The sequence below is a fragment of the Enhygromyxa salina genome (assembly GCF_002994615.1).
In the GTDB taxonomy this organism is placed as follows: domain Bacteria; phylum Myxococcota_A; class Polyangia; order Nannocystales; family Nannocystaceae; genus Plesiocystis; species Plesiocystis salina_A.
In genome coordinates this window covers 33264-47129 of record NZ_PVNK01000242.1, presented here as the reverse complement: position 1 = coordinate 47129, position 13866 = coordinate 33264, and the positions used below count along the sequence as shown (strand labels likewise).

Below are 13866 nucleotides of genomic sequence, written 5' to 3'. Positions count from 1 at the left end.
GATTCGCTTGTCCTTTCGAGCCCGCGCCCATTGAGCGCGCGAGCGAGCTACTGCTGCTAGTGCTGTTGTTATTGGAAGGGCGCGAGCTCGCATGCCGCGGTCTCGCGCTTTGTTCGCCATTCACGGAACTCTGGGTCGACGAGGCCATGCCGCCGGGCGTAGTCGTCGACGCCGGCGAGGACCACGGCCGCGTCGGCGCAGCGCTCCCGCCGTTCGAGCGCGCGGACGTGACTGCGGCGCAGGCGGAGGCCCAGGGCAGGGGACACGAGCTCGGGCGGCAAGGTGTCGATCGTCGCGAACAACTCGTCCCCGCGGGGGTCGCCGAGGTGAACGAAGGCCGTCGCGACGTCGAACTTGGCTCGCGCCTGCGACGCGGAGGTCAGCGGCTGCGACGAGAGCTTGGCGAGCAGCTCCTCGGCGTACTCGCGCATGCGGGGCTCATCGCCGAGGTTGACCGCGAGCGTCAGCGCCTGGTCGAGGGCCTGGAGCTGGCGCGGGCCGCTGCTGAGTCGTGCCACGGAGGCGAGGTGATCGAAGCCCGTGGATCGATCGAGCTCGACGTCCAAAATCCCGAGGTTGAGCTCGACCTCGACCGCGGTCGAGTGACCAGGCGGGACACCAGCGGCAGCCAGGGTCTGGCGCGCGCGCGTGTACGAGGCTCGGGCCTCGTCTAGCTGGTCGAGCATCTGATGGGCGGCGCCGAGGTTGTTGAGCGTCGTGGCCAGCAACACGGGATCGTCGAGCTGCGCGAGGAGCTCGCGGGCGCGCTGGTGGTGCGCGAGGGCTTCGGGATAGGCGTCGCGTCGATACTCGACGAAGCCGGCCGCGTCCTCGAGCTCGGCCTCGAGGCGGGTGCGCAGCGGGCCGGAGCCGACCGCGAGGATCAGCTTGCGCTTGCGTTCGAGATCCTCGAGGGCCTTGGCGTAGTCGAGCGCAGCTCCGGACAGAGACCGGACCTTGGCCCATAGCGCCTGGTTTGAGATCTCGCGTTCGCGGTATCCGCTGAGGTGAGCGTGGACGTCGGCGTCTTCGAAGTCGTGGAGCGCGGCTTGGTATTGGCGCTGGCGGGAGAAGGCCTCGGCGCGGGCGGAGTAGGCCTCGGCGAAGTTTGCCGTGTGGGCGCGAGCGTCGGCCAGCGTCGTGGCGCGCTCGAGGGCTCGATCGGCGAGGGCGAGGGCCTGCTCCCCTGCACCGAGGAGCGCGGCCGCGCGGGTCGCTTGGGTGAGTCGCCACAGCTCGGCGTCGACGACCGGCGGCGGTGTGAAGGCGCAAAAATCGAGCGAGGGCGGCAGCAGCCTGTCGACGACCTCGCCCGCGCGCGGGGCTGCGGTGACATCGTCAACTTCGACCAACAGCGCGATGGAGTCCTCGGCCACCCGCAGCCACTGCTCGAGACACTCGATCTCGGTGGCTGCCTCCGCCGACGTGTAGCCGTCGACACAGCCTCGCTCGCCGGTTTCGACCCACCGCTCCATCAGGGCGTCGAGCTGCGCGATCACGTGGTCGATGGTCTCGGGCCCGTCGTCCCGGCGGTCGAGGAGCGCCTGCCGCCGCGAGTCGCTCCACACTCGCGCCGCCGAGTCGGAGAAGACCGAGCACGCGACCCGGGTCTCCAAGGGGGCGTGCGCGCGGGTCCAGGCCACGAACCCGCTGACGAAGAGCGCGATGAAGAGCATCACGCTCGCAGCGAAGATCACCCGTCTGCGCCGGCGATGTCGGCGGCGCTCGATCGCTCGGATCAACGCTGCCATGGTGGGGAAGCGCGCGTCGGGGTCGCGCCGCAACCCGCGTCGAAGGATCGAGCGGAGCCAGACCGGGATCCGGCCCTCACCGCTTGGCCCGCGCTCGATGGCCTCGAGCATCTGCGCAGGCGTGCGGGCGTCAAAGGGCAGCTCGCCGGCGAGCGCCTCCCACAGCGCGACGCAGTAGCTGAATTGATCGCTGGCCGGGACGCCGCGCACTGGCGCCTGGTCGAGGGTCGGCAGGCGCTCTGGGGCGACGTAGGGCAGGGTTCCGAGCACCGCGCCGCTCGCGGTCAGACGCTGAGCTTCGTCGGGCACCGCCTCGAGTCCCTCGGGCGGCGTGTCGAACTTGCTGACGGCCTCGGCGATGCCGAAGTCCGCGACCAGGATCCGGTGGTCCGTCGCGCGCACCAACACGTTGCCGGGCTTGAAGTCACGGTGGACGATCCCGAGCTCGTGCGCCGCCGAGAGGCCGCGGGCCGCCTGCAGGTAGACGTCGATGAGCTCGTCGACCTGTCGGGGCGCCTCATCTTGCCACTGACGCAGGTTGAGCCCCTGAACGTAGGGCATCGTGAAGTAGATACGATCCTGGTGGCGCCCGACGTCGTAGACGCCGACGACATGATCATGGCCGTCGAGCTTGGCGAGGGCCTTGGCCTCACGCGCGAGCCGCTCACGGAGGCGATCTTCGTCACGAAAAGGCCGTGAGCGCACGAGCTTGAGGGCGACGTCTCGGTCGAGGCGCCTGTCGTGAGCCTGATAGACCACGCCCATCCCGCCTTGGCCTTGGCGGCCAAGGATCTCGTAGCGACCGTCGATCACTCGTCGTGGCGCGCCGTTGGCCAGGCCGAGCTTGGCCCGGAGCCGCTCGAGCTCCTCGAGCTCCTCGCCCTCGGGCACATCGGTATCGTCCCAGTCGTCGGCGGGGGTGTCGTCGTGGGCCTCGTCAGTGGTCATCGTCGGCTTCGACTGCTTCGGTCGGGGGAGCCTAACAATCGAAAGACGGCTGCTGGTATCCGTCATCGTCGGGGGGAGTGAGGGGAAGGCCGGTTTAGATCGAGGGCCCGTCGAATTTTTTTGCGATCGATCGTGGGCGAGCGCTCACTGCGGTCCCATGACACCCGAAGGTCTGCGTCGACGCGCCCTGCTGGTCGCTGTTCCGGCCGACGATGGCAAGAACCAGCTGTCGGTCGACTACGCCGTGAACCGAGTTGCGCAGGAGCTCGAAGATCGCTTTGCGTTCGATATCGAGCGTTGCGTGGGCGCGCGAGCGACTCGCGAGGGGATCTTGGAAGCGCTCGGGGCCTGGGTGGATCGCTGCCGCGCGGACGACGTCGACGTCTGCGTGTTCTACTACTTCGGCCACGGCGGCCGGGTTCAGTTTGTGGACCTGCCCGCGGTCATCGATGAGGTGTTCGGCTACGTGACCTGCCGGCGCGTCGAGCCCGTGGATCCCGACGGTCGGCCGTCCTTCGAGGGCGTGCTCGGTTGCGAGCTGAGCGCGAAGCTGAGCGTGCTCGCGGAGCCAAAGCGAAGCGTGGTCGCGCTCCTCGACTGTTGCTACGCCGGCCAGCTCGTTCGCGGAGGTTGCTCGGCCGATACCTTGCGGCGTGTGTCTGCGCCCGCGTGTGTCCGAACATTTTTCGAGCGCACCCACGCCGAGCTCGCGGTCGACTCTCACCCCGACATCGTGCGCCTCGTTGGCTCGACGCCCAAGCGCGAGAGCTTCGTGCGGACGGTTGAGCAGGGGCAGATTGGCTTCATGACCCACGCCTTGCTCGAGACCCTCGCGGAGCAGCGAGGTTGTCGGGGCACAGCCCCGAGTCTTGGAGACGATAAAGACAGTCTCCCTGGACCTTGGGGCCGAGCGGAGCGAGGTTGTCGGGGCACAGCCCCGAGTCTTGGAGACGATAAAGACAGTAAAGACAGTCTCCCTGCGAGCTGGGACGGCGTCGCACGTCGGGTCCGCCAGCTCGTCATCGATGAGGTTGGCGAGGGGCAGTGGGTGAGCTTCGCCGGACCCCGCGAGCGACTGTTGTTCTCGACCGCCGACGCTCGTGTGCCGCGCACGGTCGGGCTGGTCAAAGATCCGGACAGCCCGAGCCATGCGTGGCTGCGCGTGGGCGGGCTGCAAGGGGTCGAGCTCGGGGATCAGTGGGGGGTCACGAGTCCGGTCCACGCGCTCGGCCGGGCTGCGGAGCCGCTGGCGGTCGGCGAGGTCGTGCGGGTGGACCTCAACCGCGCGTGCGTCGAGTTTGCGGCGGGGGTTGATGTCGGGCGACTGCGCTCGAACGCCGCCGAGCTGGTCGCGGCGGCCCGCCGGGTGGACGTGGAGACGCAGGACGAGGCTTCGCGTGCGCGCCTGCGAAGCTCGGCCTGGTTGCGGCCGGTGGTGGGGGCACAGGGGAGCGCGGCGCTCGGCTTCGACGAGCCCGAGGGGGCGATCGAATTGCTCGAAGACCGAGCCCGAGGCGAGCGCTTGCTCTCGGCGCTGCGCGGCCTCGCGGATGAGCCGAGCGGTCGCTGCCTCGAGCAGCTCCCCGTCGCGTGGAGTTGGGGAGTGGTCGGAAAAGATGAGGAGCTGTCGACCTCGCGCGCGACGCTGGCTAGCGAAGCTCGGATATGGCTGAAGTTCGAGTCTCGCTGGCCCCGCGCGCAACGCTGGTTCGTCAACGTGATCTACATCGACGTCGCCGGGCGCCCGTGGCAACTCAACGCCCGCGTCCCCACCGGGATCGAGCTCGAGCGCGGCGATCGGGAGCTTCTGGGGCTGCGGGCAGGTGCGACTGAGGCCGGACTCGCGCTGCCGGGGGGCGAGGGGGGAGTGGGGCTCGTCAGCGGGCGCGCGAAGATCGTTGTGGTGGAGACGCCTCGGCCGCTCGAGTTCGGTCACCTGGTCTGTAGCTCGAGGGCCTCGAGCATTGATGCATATGCGATGCAAGGGCTGCGCCCGAGGAAGTCGCCGGTGATTCGTCGCCGGGGTCCGCAGTTGCCGGAGCTCGTCCTTCGCTGGGCTGTGCAGATCGTCGACCTCGAGATTCGTTAATACGGCCACCTCGGTGTCCCACTATGGGCCAACCATTTTTTCTGGCGTGTGGCAGCTCCTCCATCATGCTTTGCCGCATGCTCTTGCCAAGAGCATCTCCGAGTTCGACCCACCCCCTACCTCACCCTACCCCGCATGACCGTGACGGAGCTTTTGGCGAGCATGCCCGAGGACAGCTCAACCCCAAGCAGCGAGCCCACCCGCGGCGCGATGGCCTCGAAGCTCAGCCCAGTCCCGCAGGGCAGATCGAGCACCCGATGCCCGGGCGCGAGCGCGAGCGCGTCGGCTGCGAGCCGCCGTTGCTCGCGGTAGAGCGACTCGAGCGAGCGGTCATAGAAGCGGGAGAAGATGTCGTACCAGCCCATGGCTCGCGTTTCTCGGTCGGGCCCGGCATAGCACTTCGCGCGGCGCCAAACTTTAACTACCTTGGGTCATGCGTCGGATCTCCACGATTGCGATCGTCTCTATCGCGAGCCTGGCCTGCTCGGCGCAAGCAGACGAGCCGCTGCTCCTGGGCGAGGTCGAGATCCTCCACCACGAGACCCAGCCAATGGTCGTGGATCTGTGCTTCGCGCTCTCGGCCGACGCGACGGCCGCGGCGAGGGTGCGCGACGACCCGGGGGTCCTCAGCGCCAGGCTCGAGCCCCTCGACGACGGCCGCGACTGCGTCCGCTTGCGCGGGCTCGCGCCGGGCCTCGACCACGAGGTCGAGCTAACCCTGACCGCCGCCACGCAACCCGGCGAAGAGCTCCACACCCTCGAGTTCACAACCCTCGCCCCGCTCCCGGGCTACATCGAATCCTTCACCGTCGACGCCCCCGATCCGTCCGCGGTCGACGGCGACTACCGCCTGTTCGATCTGTCCACGCTCTTGTCCGACGAACCCCTCGGCGTGTTCGCGGTCGACGCTCAGGGCGTGACCCGCTGGCACCTCGGCCACGCGCCCCAGAGCGTCGGCCTCTCGGCGCTGTGGACCGGGCTGAGCCTGCGCGAGACCGGCGAGCTCTTGCTTGTACGTGATGACGCCGCGCTGATCGTCGACGAGCTCGGGGTCGAGCAGCTGCGGATCGAGGCCGCGGCCCTCGGCGTGCCCGGCTTTCATCACGACATCCTCGAGCTCCCGAGCGGCAACCTCGTCGCCCTGAGCTTCAGCTTCCGCGACATCGACTACGGCCCCGAGGGGGTGCTCCCGGTCGCGGGCGATCTGATCGTCGAGTTCACCCCGGCGGGCGAGGTCGTGTGGCTGTGGGACAGCTTCGACCACCTCGAGGTCAACCGCCGGGTCGAGGACTTCTGGGGCAGCTTCGTGATCGTCAACCCCGAGACCGGGGTCGAGCACCACGACTGGACCCACGCCAACGGCCTCGTCTACGAGCCCAGCCGCGACGAGCTCCTGGTCTCGCTCCGCCACCAGGACTGGATCCTCGCGCTCGACCACGCGACCGGGCAGATCCGCTGGCGCCTCGGGCCCGAGGGCGACTTTGGCCTCAGCGCGGGGACCTGGTTCTGGCACCAGCACTCGCCGCAGTGGCAGCCCGACGGCAGCTTGCTGCTCTACGACAACGGCATCGGAGCTCCCGAGCTGCCCGTCGAGGAGGCGCGGTCCCGGGTCGTTCGCTACGAGCTCGACACGGCGAGCATGAGCGCGGCGCAGGTCTGGCAAGACGACGCGGCGCCCTTCTTGTCGACGGTCGCAGGCGACGCCGATCGCAGCTCGGGCGGCCACGTGCTCGCGCTCGACTCGCTGATCGCCCTCGATCCGCTCGACCCCTTCGGCGGCGCCTACATGCGCATCCGCGAGCTCGACCCCGCGCGCAGCCCGATGGCCGCGTGGACCCTGACGGGGCCGGTCGGGGGCTTCGCCTATCGAGCCGTCCCGATCGACCGCCTGGTCGGCGCGCCGCGAGAGTGATCAGCGCAGCTCGGCCTGCTCACCCGGCCCGACGAGGGGCAGCTTCGGGATCGGCACCGGCGCCCGCTTGCCGAGCTTGGGCACCTGCCACCGGCGCAGGCCCTCGGGCGTGCAGATCAAGAACAGGTAGCGGGGATCGTCGAGCGAGCTCGGGAAGCGAAACTCGATCCGGGTCGGGTGGCCGTCGACGTCGGCGGTGACCTCGACGGCGAGGCCGGGGATCTCGAACGCGGTCCCGGCCGGGAGCAGCTGATCGGCGTGGCGAAAGAACAGCTCGCCGCCCGTGTACAGCCAGCCGGCCTGGATCGCCGACAGCTCGAGGGTGTCGGCGCGCGTGCGCATCGCGACCATCGGAAACTCGGCCATGGCCAGCGAGCGCCAGGTCCTCGGCGTCGGGCCGCCGTGGGCGTGGATCAGGTAGTGGCCGTGGAGCGCGACGGTCTGGCCGACGGCGTTGAGCACGATGACGTCGCGGCCGTCGAGGTCGTCACCGAGCAGATCCCCGCGGGTGAAGGCGGCCTCGATCGAGCGGTTCATGCTGGTCAGGCCCACGAGGTAGGCCCGGCCGTAGCGCAGGTCCGACCAGGTGTGCGACCACAACAGCGCGGCCGCGATCGGCAGCGGCAGGACGCGGCGCAGGAGGTGAGGCCGCGGCCCGGGCACCCGACTCGAGACGAGCCGCGCAGCCCCGACGATCGTCGCGGCGACCAGGGCGCAGCTGCCGAGCTGGGCCGGGATCAGCAGCCGCGAGTGGGCGGGCGCGACCGTCAGGGGCAGCAAGCCGAGCAGGGCCCCGAGGGTCAAAAAGCGCAGGGCTCGACGCTCGTCCTCGCTCAGCGCCCGACGGACCAGGCCGAGGGCGAGGGCGGCGAGGGGCAGCAACAGGGCCGAGACGATCAGGTGCGCGCGCTGGAGCTCGGCGGCGGTCGGGGGCTCGCTCAGCGTCCACGGGACCCAGCCCGAGCCAAACCTGCGCAGCATGTCGCCGGTGTCGGCGGGGATCGACCAAAAGGCCCCGAGCGCGAGCTTGGGCAGCCGCTCGGCCGCGAGCGCGAGCCACCTTTGCGGCGCGGTGAAGGGATCGACGTAGACCTCCGAGCCCGAGGTCCCGTAGCCGAGGACGCGGTGGGTGATCAGCCAGGTCCCCGTCAACAGCAGGGCCGGGAGCAGGGCGCTCGCCCGGGCGCGCAGGGGCGCTGCCTTGGCCCCGAGCAGCTCGTAGGCGAGCACGTAGGCGACGCAGGCGAGGCCGTACTCGCCGGCCGCGAGGGCCAGGGCCGCGAGCCCGACCTCGGCGGCGATCCATCGGCGTCGACGGGGGGAGTCGACCTCGAGCTCGCGCCAGCTGACGTGGGCCCACAGCGCCAGGAACCCGAAGCTCACGCTGACCAGCACGCAGCGGTTGGCGAGCCACGCGAGCGGCGTCGCAACGCCGGCCTCACACGCCAGGAGCACGAGGGCGAGGGCGGCGATCGAGGGCGGCAGCAGCCGCCGCAGGGCCAGCCCGGCGCTGACGACCATCGCCGCCAACCACAGCAGCGAGTGCGCGTGCCACAGGCGCGCCGCGTGGGGCGCGAGCGCGTGGTCGAGGGTCAGCAGCGCGCTCGACAGCGGGCGCATGACGGTGCCGTGCAGGCCCGGCGCGGTCCACCACGGCACCGTCCCCGCCTCGGCCTGGGCCGCGAGCAGCTCGGGGTCGTCGCGGAAGAAGGCGTAGAGATCGAAGGGGGCGTAGCCCTCGCCCGGGTAGAGGCCCGCGAGCATCCCGTGCTGCGCGAAGTCGTCGCTCATCAGCCCGACGTCGAGGGTCTGCAGGCGCGCGAGCGCGGCGAGCAGACCCAGGCCGACGAGGATCAGCAGCCAGCGCCAACCGCTGGCCCAGCGCGGGTCGGCGGGCACGAGGTCAAAGCTTCGCCCCGCAACGGCCGAGGTTCAAGCTGGACGGTCGCGCGCCCGCTGCGTAGGCTGGCGCGAACGAGCGAGCGAGCGCGTCGTGATCAAGTACATCGGCTCCAAGCGGACCCTGCTGCCGGTCGTGTGCTCGGCCGTGGCCGCGGTCCCCAACACGCGCACGGTCGTGGATCTCTTCTCGGGCACCTCGCGGGTCGGCCACGCGCTCAAGCGGGCCGGCTACCGGGTCCTCTCCAACGATCACAACACCTACGCCGCGACCCTGGCCCGCTGCTACGTCGCCGCGGACCTCGAAGACATCGAGCGCGACGCGACCCGCCTGATCGCCGAGTTCAACGCCCTCCCGGGCCGGCCCGGGTGGTTCACCGACACCTTCTGCGAGCAGTCGCGCTTCTTTCAGCCCAAAAACGGCGCCCGGGTCGACGCGATCCGCGAGGCGATCGCGGCCAAGGAGCTCGAGCCCGAGCTCGAGGCCGTGCTGCTCGTCGCGCTGATGGAGGCCGCCGACCGGGTCGACTCGACCTGCGGCCTCCAGATGGCCTACCTCAAGAAGTGGGCGCCGCGGGCCAACAAGGATCTGTGCCTGCGCCTGCCCGAGGTCCTCGCCCGCGCGCCCGCGGGCAAGAGCGAGGCCCACCAGCTCGAGGCCCTCGACGCCGCGCGGACCCTCGCCGCCGACGTCGTCTACCTCGATCCGCCCTACAACCAACACAGCTACCTGTCGAACTACCACGTGTGGGAGTCGCTGGTGCTCTGGGATCAGCCCGAGGTCTACGGCGTCGCGTGCAAGCGCGTCGACTGCCGCACGCGCAAGAGCCCCTTCAACTCCAAGCGCAAATTCCACGACGCGCTGACCGAGCTGATCGCGGCGGTCGACGCGAAGGTCCTGCTGGTCTCGTTCAACAACGAGGGCTACATCGATCGCGCCCAGATGGAGGCCCTGCTGTCCACCCGCGGCCGCGTGACCGTGCTCAGCCACGACTACAAGCGCTACGTCGGGGCCCAGATCGGCATCTACAACCCCAGCGGCGCCAAGGTCGGGGCCGTCAGCCACCTGCGCAACCTCGAGTACCTCTACGTCGTCGAGACCGACGCGCTCGAGCACGAGCTGCGCCTGCCAGGCCACGATGATGAGGCCGAGGACGCCTCGCAGCTGCCCCTGTTCGAGTGAGCACGCCCGGGGCGTCATTGTCGCCGAGCCACCGCGCAGTGAGTCGGCTCGCGTGGCGACCGAAACAGCGGGGGCTGCCCGCGCGTAGCTTGGCGCGCCAGAACCTCGCCAGAGACTCCAAGACACCCGGCTTCGACTTTTGCCCGCTGCGTTCTAAGATCCGCCGCGAGCCCGCGACATGCTCTTTCGTGCCCTCGCCTACATCGCGCTTGGCTGGCTGCTCCTCGCAGCCGTGGCCGGGCTCGGGCATGTGTTCGAGCTGAGCGTCATGCTGCCGTCGACGACGGCGGTGCTGCTGGTCCACCTCGCGTTCTCGCGCGAGGGTGAGCTGCCGGCCAAGCTCGCCGTCGCCACGGTGCTCGGCTACCTCGAGGATCTCCACCAGGGCGCCCCGCTCGGAACCCTGATCCTCGCCCACCAGCTGTGCTTTTTGGCCCTGCACTGGGCCGCGGGTCGGCTCGCGCTCCACGGCTGGCTGTCGCGGGCCTCGGCGGCCCTGGTCGCCGTCGGGATCGTCGACCTCGCGACCTGGGGCACCTTGATGGTCCTGGCCGAGTCGATGCGGATCCCTCGTGAGGCGCTGATGGCCGCGCTGTGGCAGGCGCGCTGGCACCTGCTCGCGACCTTCTTGGTCGCCCACCCGGTCTGGCTGCTGACGGAGTGGCTGCTGCGGCGCCTGCGCTTGGACACGGGCCCGACCCCGGCGCCCGAGGAGGCCACGCCGTGACGGGGGAGGGGCCGGACGAGCCCAAGGTGGTCCACAAGGGGCGCGCGGGCTTCTCGGCCAACGAGTTCCGCGAGGCGGTCAAGCGCCGGGCCAAGGCTCGCGGTCAGGGCGGCTCGTCCGGCGGCGGCGGCGGTGGCGGCTCGAACAGCAAGGAGCTGACCCGGCGCAGCCCCTCCGACGACGTCCGGGTGCTCAAGCCGCGGCTCCAGGTCTTCGTGATCGTCGCCGGGCTGGTGTTCCTGAGCCTGGTCGTGCGCCTGTTTCAGCTCCAGATCCTCGAGGGCGTGCACTTCGCCCGGCGGGCCGAGCAGAACTTCGTCGACACGATCGACGTCGAGGCCCCGCGCGGGCGGATCTTCGACGCCAAGGGCCGACCGCTGGCGACCAACCACGCGACCTACGCGCTCTACGTCACCACGATCCCCCGGGTCCAGGTCGAGCCCGAAGAGCGGGGCGAAGAGCCCAAGATCATTCGCGCGCCGATCGACGACCAGCAGATCATCGATCTCGGCGCGCTGATCGACTTCGTCGACGACGAGGATCGCGCCAACTTCGTCGAGAAGCTCGAGCGCCTCCGGGCCGACGAGCGCAACGGTCGCTACGCCGTCGCGGTCCGCAACAACCTCTCGTGGGAGGAGAACGCCCGGATCCAGACCCGCGGCTTCGACACCTGGGTCGAGATCCGCGAGTCGGCCCGGCGCTACTACCCCGAGCGCGAGCTGACCGCCTTCGTGACCGGCTTCATGCGCGAGATCGGCCGCAACGCCCTCGAGGACACCCGCTACGGCGACTATCGGCCCGGCGATCGGATCGGGGTCACGGGCATCGAGCGCCAGTGGGAGAACTACCTGCGCGGGCGCCTCGGCCAGCGCTCGCGGGTCGTCGACGCCCTCGGCCGCGAGGTCGCCGAGGCCCCGCCAGCCGCGACGGCGGCGCTGCCCGAGGACCGCGAGCCGATCCCCGGCCAGGACATCTTCTTGAGCCTCGACCTCGATCTGCAGCGCGTCGCCGCGACCGCGCTCGCGGGCCAGTCGATGGAGGGCGGGACCGGCGAGCGCCTGTCGATCGACGGGGTCAAGCGCGCGGGCGGGGTCGTGGCGATGGAGGTCGAGACCGGGCGGATCCTGGCCATGGTCTCGGCCCCGGCGATCGACCCCAACGTCTGGGAGGGCCGGATCACCCGGCAGCAGTACGACGAATGGCTCAACTCGCCGTTCAAGCCCTTCGTCGACAAGACCGTCCAGGAGAACTACTACCCGGGCAGCACCTACAAGGTCGTCTCGGCCCTCGCGATGCTCGAGGAGCCGAACTTCAACCCCGACCAGACGATCGAGTGCGACGGCCACATCGACTACGGCGGCCGGCGCTTCAAAGACGCCCACCGCCACGGGACCATCAACCTCGAGCAGGCGATCGTTCAGAGCTGCAACGTGTATTTCTTCCACCTCGCGATCGAGAAAGATCTGACCCTCGCGCGCATGGAAGAGGTCGCGCGGCGGCTCGGGCTCGGCGAGCGCACGGGCCTGGGCATCAACGCCGAGGTCCCCGGCGTCGTCCCGACCGAGGCCTCGGAGTCGCGCCAGGGCACCTTCCAGCGCGGCGTCCGGCTCAACTCGGCGATCGGCCAGGGCAACGTCAAGGCCACCGTCTTGCAGATCGCCGTGCTCTACGCGGCGCTCGCCAACGGCGGCTACGTGGTCACGCCCTCCCTCGTCGATCGCGTCGCAACTTCAGACGGCAAGCTCGTGCTTCAGACCGAACCCAAGTTCAAGCAGTCCGAGCCGGTCATCGCGGCCTTCGACCGCGAGCGGATCCACCGGGGCCTGATCGGCGTGGTCAACAGCGAGCACGGCACCGCGTACAGCGAGCGGCTCGAGGGCGTGACCGTGGCCGGCAAGACCGGCACCGCCGAGGTCGGGATCGAGCGCAAGGAGGGCGAGGAGCTGATCGAGGGCTGGGACGTGACCAAGGACCACGCCTGGTTCGCGAGCTACGCGCCAGCCGAGGATCCGGAGATCGTCGTCGTCGCCCTCGTCGCCCACGGTGGCGTCGGCGCAGACGCGGCCGCGCCGATCGTCATGCGCATGATCGATCACTACCTTGGCGCAAAAGGCGCCCGTGGCGAGGTCTCGCGCCCGCGCGCGCCTGGGGTGCCGCCGCCGCTGCCCGGCGAGAGCGCGCGCCAACGCCAGGCCGAGATCGAGGAGGGCCTGTGAGCAACCAGCTGATCACGGGGCCCCAGACCTGGTGGACGCAGCTGCGGCGCTCGGTCGACTGGGTCTTGGTCACCCTCGCCGTCGGGATCATCGCGCTCGCGCTGATCAACCTCAACAGCGCCGAGGGCGGCAACTGGGCGGGCGAGCTCGTCCGCGACCAGCTCCGCTTCGTGGCGATCGGCACGGTCTTGATGATCGGCGCGGCGGCGATCGACTACCGCGTCTACTACCGCGTGGCCTACGCCGTGTACGCGGTCGGCTTTGGCTTCGTGCTGCTGGTGACGATCGTCGGGACGACGACCAACAACGCCACGCGCTGGCTCGACCTGGCGTTCGTGCGCTTTCAGCCTTCGGAGCTGATGAAGCTGGTCCTGGTGATCGGGCTCGCGCGCTACCTGCATCGGCTCGCGCGCAAGGACGCGCGCCGGACCCTGGTTCAGACCCTGGTCTTTCCCGGGCTGCTCGTGCTCACGCCGGCCCTGTTGGTCATTCAGCAGCCGGATCTGAGCACCGGGATCATCTTGATCCTGATCGCGCTGTCGGTCCTCGCGGTGACCGAATTCGACCTCAAGACCCTGCTCGCGCTGCTCTCGGCCGGGGTCGTCACCTTCATGGTCGCGTGGTCCTTCTTCATGCAGGGCTACCAGGAGAAGCGCATCGACGTGTGGCTCGACCCCGAGTCGCACCCCGACGAGGCCTACCAGATCATCCAGGCCCGGACCGCGGTCGCCAACGGCGGCTTCTTCGGGCGCGGGGTCGGCCAGGGCACCCAAAACGTGCTCGATTTCGTGCCCTACAAGGAGTCGGACTTCTCGTTCGCGGTCTTCGCCGAGGAGTGGGGCTTCGTCGGCTCCACGATGCTGCTGGCGCTGTACATGAGCCTGGTGCTGTGGGCGATCAACCTGGCCTCGCAGGCCCGCGATCGCTTCGCCGCCTGCCTGTGCGTGGGCGTGGGCGCGATGTTCTTGTGGCACGCGGTCCTCAATGTCGGCGTCGTGCTCGAGTTCTTCCCCAACACCGGGCTGCCGCTGCCCTTCTTCTCCCACGGCGGCTCGAACGTGGTCACGATGATGATGTCGCTCGGCGTCTTGATGTCGGTGAGCCGCTCTCGCAAGTGGCGCTAGCAGCCCGGGGTGTGGTC

At 69.9% G+C, this 13866-nt stretch carries 9 protein-coding genes; 6 read left to right on the top strand and 3 right to left on the bottom strand.

Annotated elements, in window-relative coordinates:
* Positions 1-68: 68 nt before the first annotated feature.
* Complete coding sequence (locus tag ENSA5_RS27890; protein ID WP_181198216.1) at positions 69-2699, bottom strand: serine/threonine-protein kinase; 2631 nt, start codon at positions 2697-2699, stop codon at positions 69-71.
* A gap of 157 nt (positions 2700-2856) precedes the next feature.
* Here ENSA5_RS27890 and ENSA5_RS27885 point away from each other — a divergent pair, with 157 nt between their 5' ends.
* Positions 2857-4788 carry a caspase family protein gene (locus ENSA5_RS27885; RefSeq protein WP_106394757.1) on the top strand — a complete coding sequence of 644 codons (1932 nt, stop codon included), beginning with the start codon at positions 2857-2859 and terminating at the stop codon, positions 4786-4788.
* A gap of 116 nt (positions 4789-4904) precedes the next feature.
* Here the strand turns inward: ENSA5_RS27885 and ENSA5_RS27880 are convergent, their stop codons facing one another.
* Positions 4905-5153 carry a class I SAM-dependent methyltransferase gene (locus ENSA5_RS27880; RefSeq protein WP_106394756.1) on the bottom strand — a complete coding sequence of 83 codons (249 nt, stop codon included), beginning with the start codon at positions 5151-5153 and terminating at the stop codon, positions 4905-4907.
* 68 nt (positions 5154-5221) lie between these two features.
* Here ENSA5_RS27880 and ENSA5_RS27875 point away from each other — a divergent pair, with 68 nt between their 5' ends.
* On the top strand, positions 5222-6700 hold the full coding sequence (locus ENSA5_RS27875; RefSeq protein WP_106394755.1) for an aryl-sulfate sulfotransferase: 1479 nt from the start codon (positions 5222-5224) through the stop codon (positions 6698-6700).
* Here the strand turns inward: ENSA5_RS27875 and ENSA5_RS27870 are convergent, their stop codons facing one another.
* A complete protein-coding gene (locus tag ENSA5_RS27870; RefSeq protein ID WP_106394754.1) occupies positions 6701-8599 on the bottom strand; it encodes a hypothetical protein in 1899 nt (632 codons plus the stop codon).
* 94 nt (positions 8600-8693) lie between these two features.
* Between ENSA5_RS27870 and ENSA5_RS27865 the strand changes: the two genes are divergently transcribed.
* From ENSA5_RS27865 to rodA, 4 genes are all read left to right on the top strand, one after another.
* Positions 8694-9782 carry a DNA adenine methylase gene (locus ENSA5_RS27865; RefSeq protein WP_106394753.1) on the top strand — a complete coding sequence of 363 codons (1089 nt, stop codon included), beginning with the start codon at positions 8694-8696 and terminating at the stop codon, positions 9780-9782.
* Between the two features lie 178 nt (positions 9783-9960).
* Positions 9961-10509: a hypothetical protein gene (locus tag ENSA5_RS38375; protein ID WP_181198215.1), complete on the top strand. Its 549-nt coding sequence runs from the start codon at positions 9961-9963 to the stop codon at positions 10507-10509.
* Positions 10506-12725, top strand: a complete 2220-nt coding sequence (gene mrdA / locus ENSA5_RS27860) for a penicillin-binding protein 2 (protein WP_181198214.1) — start codon at positions 10506-10508, stop codon at positions 12723-12725. Before ENSA5_RS38375 ends, mrdA begins: the two co-directional genes overlap by 4 nt.
* Positions 12722-13849: a rod shape-determining protein RodA gene (gene rodA / locus ENSA5_RS27855; protein ID WP_106394751.1), complete on the top strand. Its 1128-nt coding sequence runs from the start codon at positions 12722-12724 to the stop codon at positions 13847-13849. Before mrdA ends, rodA begins: the two co-directional genes overlap by 4 nt.
* Positions 13850-13866: the final 17 nt, after the last annotated feature.